Below are 12,062 nucleotides of genomic sequence, written 5' to 3' on the forward strand. Positions count from 1 at the left end.
ATCGATGATGTGGCTGAGAATTTTCCGGTTTTAATATCAAAAAATTCTACTAAGCTTGTGCTCATCGACTCCCACAACACAAGGAACACCTCGATGAGCAACCCGATCAAATCCATCCTCGCCACCAACGCTGGCTACGGCATCACCCTGCTGCGCGTCATCACCGGCCTCACTTTCATGGCCCACGGTTCGCAGAAACTCTTCGGCATGTTTGGTGGTTACGGTCTGGCGGGCACCGGTCAGTGGATGGAAAGCATCGGTCTGACCCCGGGTTACCTGATGGCCCTGATGGCCGGCAGCGCCGAGTTCTTCGGCGGCCTTGCCCTGGTAATCGGCTTGCTGGTTCGTCCGGCCGCGGCGGCGCTGATCGTTGCGATGGTGGTGGCGATCTTCAGCGTGCACTGGGCCAGCGGTTTCTTCATCACCAACGGCGGTTTCGAGTACGCGATGATTCTCGGCCTGATCAGCGCCACCCTGCTGGTGGAAGGCGCCGGCAAGATGTCCCTGGACCGCAACCTGGGCAACTGAACCCGGTAAAGAGAAAGGCCCGCTTCGGCGGGCCTTTCTGCGTTCTCAGGGCTGCTTTTTCCTGGCTGCCGCGAGTTCGGCAGCGGCCTGCAGGCGCAAGCGCTCCTGCGGATTGAATCCTTCTTCCTCCAATTGGGCGATGGCCGCTGCCTTGTCGCTCTGGCTCAGCCCCTCGCTGGCTTCGATGCGAGACCTCTCCTTCAGATAGGACTGCAGGCGCTGTTGCCATTGCAGGCGTTGCTGGTCGAGGGCTTCCAGTCGAATAGTGGCTTCGGCGCCGACTAGCTGCTGGCGGAGTTGGCGAACCTGTTCCGGGGTACCGCCCGATTCTCTGAGCGCGCCGACCTGGACCCGGAGTTCCGCCTGTAGCTGGCTTGCTACCAGGGCTTGCAACTCATCGGGCAGGGCGCTGCGCAGTTGGTCGATGGCGGCGGCCTTGGCTGCCGGGTCCAGGCTGGTCCGCTGGATGGCCATGCGTTGCAGGGTGAACGAGTTGTAGGCCTCCTCGCTGGCGAAGAACGCCTGGTGGGCATCGGTGCTGAAGATCCGTGCCCGCAATGCCTGCACGGCTGCTTCGCGCTGGCGCAGGGCGTTCAGGTCGGCGAGCAGCGGCATGTCGCGCTCCAGTTGCACCAGCTGGCGCTTGTAATCGAGGTACTGGTCGAGCAACGCCAGGGCCTGGCCTTCCGCCGGGGCGTCCAGTTGTTCCGCTATGTGGCCGCGCAGCCGCTGGATGCTGCCAGCCAGTGGTTCTTCACCCTGGGTGCTGAGGAAGTAGTCGAAGATCCGCCGAATGTCCTCGGTGATCAGCAGATTGCCACTGGAATCGAGATGGAAACGGCCGTCCACCGCCGTTCCTGACAGTGAGGCCGGCATCGCCCTTGTCCCGGCCTCTCCCGTTGATGGTGCGTGCGGTTCGCTCTGGCTGGGAGGTGCCGGCGCAGGGGGAGCGGGCGTGACGATTGTCATGATCGCTGGAGCCACACTGGACGCCGCCGGGGCGGGTTCACCGCCCCATTGCAGCAGGATGGCCAGGGCGCCGGCGAAGGCAATCGGGAACAGCAGGAGGAGTCTTCTTCTCACGGGGGCTCTCGGCAGGCAGGGGAGTGCGGAGCCCGAAGGCCCCGCGGGCAGGGCTCAGAGCCCGTCGTTCTTCAGCCGGTTGGCCTGTTGACGATAGACGGTGACCGGATCGGTTTCGAACAGGCTGGTGAGCCCCAGGGTCTGGTTGACCTCGTCCAGGTGGTTCATCCGGTAGTCGTCGCGGATCACCTTGCCCATGTGCGAGCTGCAGCGCCCCACCAGTCCGTCATTGGCTTCGCTACCGAAGGTCAGGGAGCTGGCACCGAGCATGGCATCGCTGACATCCAGCACGTTGGTCAGCGGACTGGTGCCGCTCCAGGAGTAGTAGCGCACGCCGTTGACCTGGTAGGCGCCTTCGCCGCAGGCCGTGGTGGGCAGGCCCTGCGGGAAGCGTGCGTTGAAGGCTGCCGCGCCCTGGCTGTTCAGCGATTCCAGGGAGCCGAGGGCGTTCTGCTCCAGGTCGCTGCTGCTGCCTGAGAGGAAGTTGATCAGTGCGCCGAGGCCGTTGACGATGCCCGCGAGTACGACCTCGCCGGCTGAGCCCGGCGGCACATTGCGGATGAAGTCGGCGGCGGCCGAACCCTTGTGCGGAGCGCCGACGCTGGTGGCCGATGCGACCAGGTCCGGTCTCACCGCCGCCACGTAGCGAATGGTCGGACCGCCGTGGCTGTGGCCGATCAGGTTGACCTTGGGGCTGCCGCTGATCGCGACGATTTCTTCCACCTGTTCCAGCAGCTCTTCGCCGCGGGCTTCGGTGGTGTTCAGTTGGCTGACTTCGGTGACGTAGACGCGCGCGCCATCGCGGCGTAGCGCCGAGGGAACGCCGTACCAGTAGTCGACGCCGAGGATGCTGTCGAAGCCGAGCATGCCGTGGGTGAGGACGATGGGATAGCGGGTCTGGGTATAACCGCTGGAGCCGAACCAGAGTGCCTGGGCCTGTTCCGTGGCGGCGAGCCCGGCGGCAAGGCAAAGGGCGAGCAGAGTCTTGTTCTTCATGTGCGCTCTCGATGTTGTGCGTGGGAGGGCCTGACTGCATTCCCTGGCATGGCCACGCCCTTCCTGGGCGTGCACTTCAAGCAGGGCCGAGGGCAGGAACCATGCCATTCATCGCACGTCGAGTATGAGCGCTCTGGATTGGGCTTTTCGCGGATGTTTACATCCGTTCACCCGAAGATGGCCGCCAGTTCGCTGTTACGCGGCGAAACGTCAGGCTGGGGTCGGAGGCCGCAATGGCCAGTGTCCGAGGGCGTGGTAGCGCGTGCCTTTGGCGGTGTTTTCCGAGGCGAAGAGGGCAAATTCGGTCGCTGGCCAATCAAAGGTTGGGGTGGGGATGGAGGGCAGCCGTGGGCAGTGCCGGGCCAGGGTCAGGTGGGGTTTGAAATGGCGTGTCTCCAGGGTGAAGCCCAAGATCAGCAACTGCTCGCGGAGGCTGCGCTCAAGGTCGGTCAGGGCCGGTGGGACTTTGCTCGGCGCCAGGTGCAGCAAGCCGTTCTTCCAGCGTGCCAGTTGGTCCAGGTGCAGGGTGAATGTCGTGGGCGTCAGGCTGGCGGCCAGTGCCGCCAGGGCTTCCACCTGGCCACGAGGTTGCGAGCCGAGGAAGGCGAGGGTGAGGTGCAGGTTTTCCGGCGCAACCGGCTTGCCTTCGACCGGATTCCGGGCGCGCCAATCAACGATGTCACGGGCCAGTTGGGGGCAGCAGGGAATGGCGAAAAACAGGCGCAGCGGCGGGGTGCTCATGGGCGTCTCCCAAGGCGAATGAGTCGCCTTGACAGTATTGCGCGGGCTTCTCTAGGATGTCGCCCCATGCGCCGATTTAGTCAGCTACTTGCGGGGCGCGGAAGTCATCAGAGGCTTCTAAATACCGCTAAAACGCTGGTTCGGTGTCGCCTCTCACCGCTGCCCAGCGGGACCCAACGAGGCGGAGACATGACACCATGACCTGTCCCCAACCCCTGCTCCGACTAGCCCCGATCACCACCGGGCTGGCATTACGCAATCCGCGAATCCTGCTCGGCGGTTCCCACCAGCCGACACTCCTGCGTTATCTCGAAGGCTGGCCCAAGCGTTGGGGCCGTCCACGCAACTTCCTCATCCAGTTCGCCCGTGACGGTGAATCACTTGCCCGTTTTGCCAGCGACAGTTTCGACATGGCTGTGATCCAGGCGCCTTCGGCTGCAGAGCTACCGGAAGTGCTGGGTCAGCTGGTGCGGGTGGCGCGGCAGGGACTCATCACCCGCCGCTGATATCGGACGGCGTTACGGGTAGTCGATCTCGACCACGTACCAGGTCTTTTCCCCGGTAGGCGTGTTGACCCGTACTTCAGCATCCAGCGCCTTGCCCACCAGGGCGCGAGCGAGAGGGGAGTCGATGCTGATCAGGTTCTGCTTCAGATCGAATTCGTCAGGCCCGACGATGCGGTAGCGGGCCTGCTCGCCATCGTCGTCTTCCAGCGTCACCCAGGCGCCGAAGTAGACCTTGTCGGGGTCGCTCGGACGTTCGCGCACCACCTTGAGGTTCTCCAGCCGCTTGGTCAGGAAGCGCACGCGGCTGTCGATTTCCCGCAGCATCTTCTTGCCGTAGGTGTACTCGGCATTCTCCGATCGATCACCCTGGGCAGCCGCTTCGCTCACGGCCTGGGTGACCTTGGGCCGGCGCACGTGCCACAGCTCGTGGAGTTCGGCGCGCAGACGGGCTTCGCCTTCCGGGGTGATCAGGGGGGTGCCGGCGGTGCGGGGCGGACGATAACGGCTCATGGCGGTCCTGCGGAATTTCGGGAGACAAAGCCTATCAAGCTTCGCGCAAGACCGTCAGTGGGCTGGCGTTGAGCGCGCGGCGAGTGCCCATCACGCCAGCGGTACCCACCAGCAAGGCTCCCACCAGCGGCAGGAGGAACAGCCAGGGATGGGGCTGCCAGCTGAGGTCGAAAGCAAAGCGGTAGAGCAGGGCGCTGACCAGTTCGCAGCCGAGCGCTGCAAGCAGGCCGCTGCAGGCGCCCAACAGCGCGAACTCGGCGCGCCGCGCCTTCATCAGCAGCTGGCGTTCGGCACCAAGGGCTCGGAGCAGCGCGCCCTGGCGAATACGTTCGTCCAGGGTGGACTGCAAGCCGGCGAACAACACCGCCAGGCCTGCTGCAAGCACGAAGAGCAGTACGAACTCCACGGCCAGCGTGACCTGGGCGAGGATGCTGCGCAGTTGCGCCAGGATCGCCTCTACCTGCAGCAGCGTGACCGCCGGGAAGGCGCGGGACAGCTCTACGAGCTCGCGGTCGTGGCGTGGTGGCAGGTAGAAGCTGGTGAGGTAGGTCACGGGGAGGTCGGCCAGGGTATCTGGGGCGAAGATCATGTAGAAGTTCGGTTGGAAGTTGTCCCAGTCCACCTCGCGCAGGCTGGTCACCTGGGCATCACGTTGCAGGCCGCCAACGCTGAACGTGAGCCGATCGCCCAGCTTGAGGCCAAGGCTTTCGGCGAGCTTGGCCTCTACCGATACACCGGGCAGTCCGCCGCCGTGGAGATCGCTCCACCAATGGCCCGCCACCAGGCGATTGTCGCTGGGCAACTGGGCGGACCACGTCAGGCTGAGGTCGCGTTGAACCGCGCGTTCGCCCTGGGAGTCCTTGCTCACCAGTTGGCGGACGGCCTCGCCATTGATGGCGGTGAGGCGGCCGGGCACCACCGGATAGAGCGGTGCGGGATGGGGCGACAGGCTGGCGAGGCGGCCGGCGAAAGCGTCCTTCTCGGCGGGTAGGACATTGAGGGCGAAATGGTTGGGAGCGTTCTCCGGCAACTGGTTCTGCCAGGTGTCCAGCAGTTCCCCGCGCAGCAGCGCGATCAGCGCCATGGCCAGGAGGATCAGGCCGAAGGCAAGGGATTGTCCGGCCGCCGCCAGTGGGTGGCGCAGCAGTTGGCCGAGGCCGAGGCGCCAGGGTAGGGCGGCACTGGCCAGGAGTCGGCGCAGGCCCTTCAGTCCCGCCAGCAGCACGCCGCCCAGCAGCAGTGCTGCGATCAGGCCGCCGCCGAGCAGGGCGAGGGTCAGCTTCAGGTCCAGGCTCAGGCGCCACATGATCAGCCCGAGGGCCAGCAGCGCGGCTCCATATATAAGCCAGGCGCTGGGCGGCAGTGGCAGCAGGTCGCGGCGAAGGACTCGCAGTGGCGGCACCCGGCCCAGCGCAGCCAGCGGCGGCAGGGCGAATCCCGCCAGGGCCAGCAGGCCGGTGGCGACACCCGCCAGCGCCGGTACCAGTCCGCCGGACGGAATCACCGCCGGGAGCAATCCTCCCAGCAGCTTGAACAGGACCGCTTGTGCGAGCCAGCCGAGGAGCGCGCCCAGGGCGCTGGCCAACAACCCGAGTAGCGCCAGCTGCATGCCAAATAGAAAGAGGGCTTCGCGACGAGACAGGCCGAGGCAGCGCAGCAGAGCGCTGGCGTCATAGCGGCGTGCGGCGAAGCGCGCGGCGGAGAGGGCGACCGCGACGCCCGCGAGCAGTACGGCGGCGAGGCTGGCCAGGTTCAGGTAGCGTTCGGCGCGACCGAGGGCGCCGCCGATCTGGCGATTGCCCTGACGGGCGTCTTCCAGGCGCTGATTGGCTTCCAGTCCGGGCTCTATTGCTGCCCGGTACTGGCTCAGGGCTTCGTTCGGGCCACTCCAGAGCTCGCGATAGCGCACACGGCTGCCGGGCTGCACCACGCCAGTCGCCTCGAGGTCATCCCGGCTGATCAGCACTCGCGGGGTAAGGCTGTAGAAATCACCGGCGCGGTCCGGTTCGTAAGTGAGCACGCGGGTCAGGCGCAAGGTTTTCTGCCCAACGTCGATGCTGTCGCCGGGCTTGAGGTCCAGTGTCGCGAACAGTCGGGCTTCGGCCCAGGCTTCGCCCGGTTTCGGGCCGCTACCAACGGCTTCCTCGCCATAGGGCTGGGCGGCACTCTTCAGTTCGCCACGCAGTGGGTAGGCGGGGTCGACCGCCTTGACGCTGGAGAGCTGGATGCCGTTGTCGGCGGCGATCACGCTGGAGAACTCCACGGCACTGGAGTGCTTCAGGCCGAGTTGCAGTCCGTGATCGACCTGTTCCGCGCTGGCTGGCGACGACCCGCTCAGCAGCAGGTCTGCGCCAAGGAATTCGGTGGCGCGCAGCAACATGGCGGCGTTGAGACGGGCACTGAAATAGCCGATTGCACTGCTGGCGGCGACGGCGACCAGCAGGGAGAAGAACAGCACTCGCAACTCGCCGCTGTGGGTGTCGCGCCACAGTTGGCGGGCAGCCATGGCCAGCAGGCGGGCGAGGGGGAGACGTCGCATCAGGGTTCCACCTGATCGACCAGACGGCCGCCTTCAAGGCGGATCAGGCGCCGGCAGCGATGGGCCAGGCGCTCGTCGTGGGTCACCAGAACCAGGGTGGTGCCGCGTTCCTGGTTGAGCTGGAAGAGCAGGTCGCTGATGCGTTCACCGGTGTGGCTGTCGAGGTTACCGGTTGGCTCGTCGGCGAACAGTACGTCGGGTTCGGCAGCAAAGGCGCGGGCAATGGCGACGCGTTGCTGCTCGCCACCGGAGAGTTGGCGCGGATAGTGGCTGAGGCGTTGGCCCAGGCCGACCCGATCCAGCAGTTGGCGGGCGCGGGCGCGTGCGTCGCGATGTCCCTCCAGTTCCAGGGGGAGCATGACGTTTTCCAGGGCATTGAGGTTGTCCAGCAACTGGAATGACTGGAAGACGAACCCGACGTGTTCGGCGCGGACCCGGGCGCGCTGGTCTTCATCCAGGGTCGACAGGGCGCGGCCGGCCAGGTGCACTTCGCCGGCGCTGGGCAGGTCGAGACCTGCGAGCAAGCCGAGGAGGGTGGATTTGCCTGATCCGGAGCTGCCGACGATGGCCAGGCTGTCGCCTTTGCCGAGGTTGAGGGAGAGGTCGTGAAGGATGATCAGCTCGCCTTCCGCGCTGGGAACCACTTTGCTAAGGTTCCGCGCATCGAGAATGCTTGCGCTCATGGAGAATCCAATGCGTGCCTGGTTGTTGGGTGGCTGCCTGTCACTGCTGATTCTGGCGCAGGAGGCCATGGCGGGGACCGTGCTGGTCATCGGCGATAGTATCAGCGCCGCTTTCGGGCTGGAATCAAGCCAAGGCTGGGTCTCCCTGCTGCAAAAACGCCTCGACGAGAAGGGTTACAAGCAGCGCGTAGTGAATGCTTCGATCAGTGGCGACACCAGTGCTGGCGGGGTCTCCAGGCTTCCGGGCCTGCTCGCCGAACACAAGCCGGAACTGGTGATCATCGAACTCGGCGGCAATGATGGGTTGCGTGGCCAGCCGCCTGCGCAATTGCAACAGAATCTTGCCAGCATGATCGACAGTTCCAAGGCGCAAGGGGCGTCCGTCCTGTTGCTCGGCATGCGTCTGCCACCCAATTACGGCGTGCGCTACACCACGGCTTTCGCCAATGTCTTCAGCACCCTGGCTGCCGAGAAACAGGTGCCGCTGGTGCCGTTCTTCCTCGAAGGCGTGGGTGGCGTGCCGCGGATGATGCAGTCCGATGGCCTGCATCCGGCGCTGCAGGCCCAGCCGAGGTTGCTGGACAATGTCTGGCCGACCCTGGAACCCATGCTCTGACGCTTTTCCCGAGGCTCGCTTTCGGCTAATGTTGCGCACCCTCCCTGGAGTCCTCCATGCCGCGCACCGTCTGGTCCCTGTTTGGCTACAAAGTGATAGAGCCCGACGAGCAACTCGACCTGTTCGCTTGCCGCGAAGTGCGCCTGCACCTGGTGGCCCGCCAGCTGGAATTGGGTGGATTCGCCGACCGGACCCTCTGCGGGGGCCTGCTGCCAGCCCAGCCCCGCTGGAGTAATCTGGAGCAGGGCCTGCTGCGTGACCGACGCCTGTGCACCAACTGCCGCTCGACCCTCGAGGCCCAACGGCAGGGGCAGCACTCGGTCTGGTCGGGAGTCTGAGGACTCCCGGCGCGGCTCGCGCCAGTGTAGAATTCCGAGTCTTTTAATCAGTCAGTTTGTCAAGGATTCCCGGATGTTGCCGCGCTTTACAGCCGTCGCCCGTTCCCTGTCATTAGCATCCCTGCTGGTGGCGGGGCCCGTCGCAGCCCTCGAGCTGCCCCTGCCCCCGCCCGGCGAAGACATCGTCGGCCAGGTCCAGGTGATCAAGGCCAAGTACGAAGACACCTTCGCCGATATCGGTGTCGCCAATGACCTGGGCTACCTGGAGATGGTCGCCGCCAACCCCGGCGTCGATCCCTGGCTGCCGGGCGTTGGTACCGAGATCATCCTGCCGACCCGGTACATCCTGCCGCCGGGTCCGCGCGAGGGTATCGTGATCAACCTCGCCGAGTACCGGATGTACTACTTCCCGAAAGGGCAGAATGTGGTTCATACCTACCCGCTGGGTATCGGCCGTGAAGGTTGGGGTTCGCCTATTGCGCACACCACCATCACTGCCAAGACCAACAATCCGGCCTGGTATCCGCCGAAGTCGATCCGCGAAGAGCATGCTGCCGACGGCGATCCGCTGCCCACCGTAGTGCCGCCGGGTCCGGACAATCCCCTTGGTCCGTTCAAGTTCAACCTGGGCGTGCCGGGTTACCTGATCCACGGCTCGAACAAGAAGTTCGGCATCGGCATGCGCGTCAGCCACGGCTGCTTCCGCATGCTGAACAACAACGTCCTGGCCCTGGCGGCCATGGCGCCGGTGGGTACTCCGGTGCGCATCGTCAACGAGCCCTACAAGTTCGGCGTCAGCGGCGGCAAGGTCTACCTCGAAGCCCACGCACCGCTGGATGACAATGGCGATCCGTCGGTGGTAGACAAGCACACCGCCGTGATCAACGCGCTGCTAAAGCGTGAGGATCTGGTCAACACCATTCGCCTGGACTGGGACGTGGTGCGTGAAGTAGTTGCGGCCGAAGACGGTCTGCCGGTGGAAATTGCCGAGCCCAACTCTGCAGTTGCGGCAACTGTGCCCAACACCGAGCTCTGAGCGAACTCCCGCGTTAAGAAAGCCCGCTGAGCGAATCGCCAGCGGGCTTTTCTTTTGCCTGCAACTTGGCGTTCATGAAACTCCGGGTAGAGAGACAAGGGGATGGAAGAGGGCGGTAGAAAAACGCGGGCAATAAAAAAGCCGACCCGTTTGACCGGGTCGGCTTCACATAGCCCAGAAGGCTATTACTTGCGGCTGGCTTTTTCCAGCATGCGCAGGGCGCGCTCGTTAGCCTCGTCAGCGGTCTGCTGGGCTTTCTGAGCGGCGGCCAGAGCTTCGTCAGCTTTGCGGTAGGCTTCGTCAGCACGAGCCTGAGCGCGAGCAGCTGCGTCTTCAGTAGCAGTCAGACGAGCTTCGGTTTCTTTGGATACGCTGCTGCAACCGGTGGCCAGAACTGCGGCCAGAGCCAGAGCAGAGAATTTCAGAACGTTGTTCATCGTGTTCCCCTTAAGGTGGACATTTCCATAAAGCAATTCCCCGAGCTTGGGAAATTAGCCGGCGTACATACTACCCATAACTTGTAGTAAGTAAACTGACCTTGTGCAAGGCAGGCACATTTTTTTCAGCTTGCCGGCTAGTTCACGAGCAAATAACGAGGTCGCTGATCAAAAAATGGCCAGACTGATTGTTCTTTGATCAGTCGAGTAGGCAAGTGTAGGCCCAAGCCAGCCGTGTGCGCGGAATCCTCCCAATCTTCAGACAGACGTTACTCCGACCCGGGTACGGATGTTGCCCGCGTTAAAAATTTGCTTTGGAAAGGGAACTTTTTCAGGAATTCGTAAAATATCTTCGCCCATTCAAAGTGTCCGCGTGGTTGTGATTGCTGCCCACTGATAAGCTTGCGCTGCTTCCGATATCCAAGGCGAAGCGCAGACTTCAAGGACGTCACTATGTCGAAGATTCTCAAGTGGGGAGTGCTCGCGGTTCTGGCCGTCGGGTTGATCATCAAGTTGTCGCTCTGGTGGTCGGTCAGATCGATCATGGATGACGCTATCAGCAAGTTGTCGCCGGTGATGGATGTCACCTATGGCGGTATTACTTCTTCTTTCGATGGTCGAGTCGGCCTGGAGAACCTCCAGATTCGTATTCCCGCCATTGGCGATAGCCTGGGAGTGCAACGAGCCGAGCTGAAGTTCAAGAGCCTCGGTGAACTCCTCAGCTTCAAGGAGCGCCTTGCCGAGGGCAAGTTTCCCGAGCAGATGGCACTGAGCCTGAAGGGCATTGCCCTGGAAGTGCACGGACCATTCATGCAGCAGCTGTACAACACGCCGCCCGAGCGCAGCCTGTTCACCGCAATGAGCGAAGTCGCCTGCGGCACCGTGCGTAACATTGGCACCGATGAACTTCTGGAGATGGGTTATCGCACCCTGGAAACGGATGCGGAGTTCTCCTACCTGTTCCAGCCGGGCGCACAGAAACTCAATCTGAACCTGACCTCCGATACCCGCGACATGGGTGAAGTGCGTCTCAGCCTCTCCTTGTCTAACATGCCAGAGACCCCGGGCGATCTGCGGGTGAATCCGCCGCACATGTCCAGCGTGGTCTTCGAACTGAACGACAACCAGTACCAGCGCAAGATCCAGCAGTTCTGTGCGGGCAAGCTGGGTCAGTCGCCCGAGGAATACCTGAAAACCGCAGTGCAGAAGTTCGATACCGTGCTGCGCAGCCAGAAGATCGCACTGGGGCAGCCGATGCTCGATGCCTACGGCCGCTACCTGAAGGACCCGCAGTCGCTGCGGGTGGAGTTGACGCCAAGCGAAGGCATGGCGTGGGATGGCTTGCAGTTCTTCGAGCCCAAGGACGTGGTGTCCATGTTGCGTCCTGCGGTGCTGGTGAACCAGGAGCTGGTACAGTCGGTCGAATTTGCCTGGGTCGATCCGACGGTGGCGCGAAACGAGCCTGTCGGCCTCGAAAAAATCACGGCAACCCAGGAAAACGAAGAAGACGGACGTGCCGTGCAGCAGTATGAGTTCGTCAATGTTGCCGATCTGTCGGGATATGCCGGCAAGCGTCTGCAGTTCATCACCTTCGATGGCGCCTATTACCAGGGTGTATTACACAAGGTGGAGAACGGAAAGGCATATCTCAGCGTGCAATTCGGTTCCGGCACGGCAGAGATGTTCCTTCGGCTAGAAAAGATAGATAAGGTACGGGTACGGTTTTAGACCCCCTCAGAGGAGTAGTGATGAGCGAGGCATTGTCCATCCACCATGACCAGGCAGGTCATCAGTTCGAGACCACCGTGGACGGTCATCGTGCATACCTGGCCTATATGGACCTGGGTAAACAGACGTTGGACATCTATCGCACTTTCGTGCCGAACGTCCTGCGTGGTCGCGGGATCGCGGCAGCACTGACTGAATCCGCCCTGGAATATGCCGAGGACAATGGTTACACCGTGATCCCGTCCTGCTCCTACGTAGAACGCTACATCGAGCGTCGCCAGCGCCAGTCGCAACATAACGCCTGAGCCGACGCACAATGAA

Annotated in this window: 14 protein-coding genes; 7 read left to right on the forward strand and 7 right to left on the reverse strand. The window is 63.2% G+C overall.

Annotated elements, in window-relative coordinates:
• Positions 1-93: 93 nt before the first annotated feature.
• The gene (locus E8F06_RS26715; protein ID WP_226284071.1) at positions 94-528 is read left to right on the forward strand and encodes a DoxX family protein; all 435 of its coding nucleotides are present in this window, start codon (positions 94-96) and stop codon (positions 526-528) included.
• 45 nt (positions 529-573) lie between these two features.
• Here E8F06_RS26715 and E8F06_RS26720 read toward each other — a convergent pair whose 3' ends face one another.
• The 3 genes from E8F06_RS26720 to thpR all read right to left on the reverse strand — a co-directional run bounded on the left by E8F06_RS26720 (position 574) and on the right by thpR (position 3,348).
• On the reverse strand, positions 574-1,611 hold the full coding sequence (locus E8F06_RS26720) for a lipase secretion chaperone (protein WP_280372191.1): 1,038 nt from the start codon (positions 1,609-1,611) through the stop codon (positions 574-576).
• 54 nt (positions 1,612-1,665) lie between these two features.
• Positions 1,666-2,607, reverse strand: coding sequence for a triacylglycerol lipase (locus E8F06_RS26725; protein WP_280372192.1), 942 nt, complete (start codon positions 2,605-2,607; stop codon positions 1,666-1,668).
• Between the two features lie 210 nt (positions 2,608-2,817).
• Entirely contained in the window at positions 2,818-3,348 is a 531-nt protein-coding gene (thpR, locus tag E8F06_RS26730) for an RNA 2',3'-cyclic phosphodiesterase (protein ID WP_280372193.1), read from the reverse strand.
• Positions 3,349-3,545: 197 nt separating this feature from the next.
• On the opposite strand from thpR, the gene E8F06_RS26735 reads away from it, so the two are divergent.
• Positions 3,546-3,854, forward strand: a complete 309-nt coding sequence (locus E8F06_RS26735; RefSeq protein WP_280372194.1) for a class I SAM-dependent methyltransferase — start codon at positions 3,546-3,548, stop codon at positions 3,852-3,854.
• Between the two features lie 12 nt (positions 3,855-3,866).
• On the opposite strand, the gene greB is transcribed toward E8F06_RS26735, so the two are convergent.
• From greB to E8F06_RS26750, 3 genes are read right to left on the reverse strand one after another with little or no spacing between them, the layout of a single operon-like run.
• Complete coding sequence (greB, locus tag E8F06_RS26740) at positions 3,867-4,364, reverse strand: transcription elongation factor GreB (RefSeq protein ID WP_280372195.1); 498 nt, start codon at positions 4,362-4,364, stop codon at positions 3,867-3,869.
• A 34-nt stretch (positions 4,365-4,398) separates the two neighbouring features.
• Complete coding sequence (locus E8F06_RS26745) at positions 4,399-6,903, reverse strand: ABC transporter permease (RefSeq protein ID WP_280372196.1); 2,505 nt, start codon at positions 6,901-6,903, stop codon at positions 4,399-4,401.
• Positions 6,903-7,586: an ABC transporter ATP-binding protein gene (locus E8F06_RS26750; RefSeq protein ID WP_280372197.1), complete on the reverse strand. Its 684-nt coding sequence runs from the start codon at positions 7,584-7,586 to the stop codon at positions 6,903-6,905. Before E8F06_RS26750 ends, E8F06_RS26745 begins: the two co-directional genes overlap by 1 nt.
• A gap of 10 nt (positions 7,587-7,596) precedes the next feature.
• On the opposite strand from E8F06_RS26750, the gene E8F06_RS26755 reads away from it, so the two are divergent.
• From E8F06_RS26755 to E8F06_RS26765, 3 genes are all read left to right on the forward strand, one after another.
• A complete protein-coding gene (locus tag E8F06_RS26755) occupies positions 7,597-8,202 on the forward strand; it encodes an arylesterase (protein ID WP_280372198.1) in 606 nt (201 codons plus the stop codon).
• Positions 8,203-8,258: 56 nt separating this feature from the next.
• Positions 8,259-8,540 (forward strand): hypothetical protein, encoded by a 282-nt coding sequence (locus E8F06_RS26760; protein ID WP_280372199.1) that lies wholly within the window; start codon positions 8,259-8,261, stop codon positions 8,538-8,540.
• Between the two features lie 73 nt (positions 8,541-8,613).
• Positions 8,614-9,576 carry a L,D-transpeptidase family protein gene (locus tag E8F06_RS26765; protein WP_280372200.1) on the forward strand — a complete coding sequence of 321 codons (963 nt, stop codon included), beginning with the start codon at positions 8,614-8,616 and terminating at the stop codon, positions 9,574-9,576.
• Between the two features lie 185 nt (positions 9,577-9,761).
• On the opposite strand, the gene oprI is transcribed toward E8F06_RS26765, so the two are convergent.
• On the reverse strand, positions 9,762-10,013 hold the full coding sequence (oprI, locus tag E8F06_RS26770; protein WP_003448337.1) for an outer membrane lipoprotei OprI: 252 nt from the start codon (positions 10,011-10,013) through the stop codon (positions 9,762-9,764).
• A gap of 453 nt (positions 10,014-10,466) precedes the next feature.
• On the opposite strand from oprI, the gene E8F06_RS26775 reads away from it, so the two are divergent.
• Together E8F06_RS26775 and E8F06_RS26780 are read left to right on the forward strand one after the other, a co-directional pair.
• Entirely contained in the window at positions 10,467-11,741 is a 1,275-nt protein-coding gene (locus tag E8F06_RS26775) for a hypothetical protein (RefSeq protein WP_280372201.1), read from the forward strand.
• Positions 11,742-11,761: 20 nt separating this feature from the next.
• The gene (locus tag E8F06_RS26780; RefSeq protein WP_190828087.1) at positions 11,762-12,046 is read left to right on the forward strand and encodes a GNAT family N-acetyltransferase; all 285 of its coding nucleotides are present in this window, start codon (positions 11,762-11,764) and stop codon (positions 12,044-12,046) included.
• Positions 12,047-12,062: the final 16 nt, after the last annotated feature.

The organism is Pseudomonas sp. BN411, from assembly GCF_029871235.1.
Taxonomy (GTDB): Bacteria; Pseudomonadota; Gammaproteobacteria; order Pseudomonadales; family Pseudomonadaceae; genus Metapseudomonas.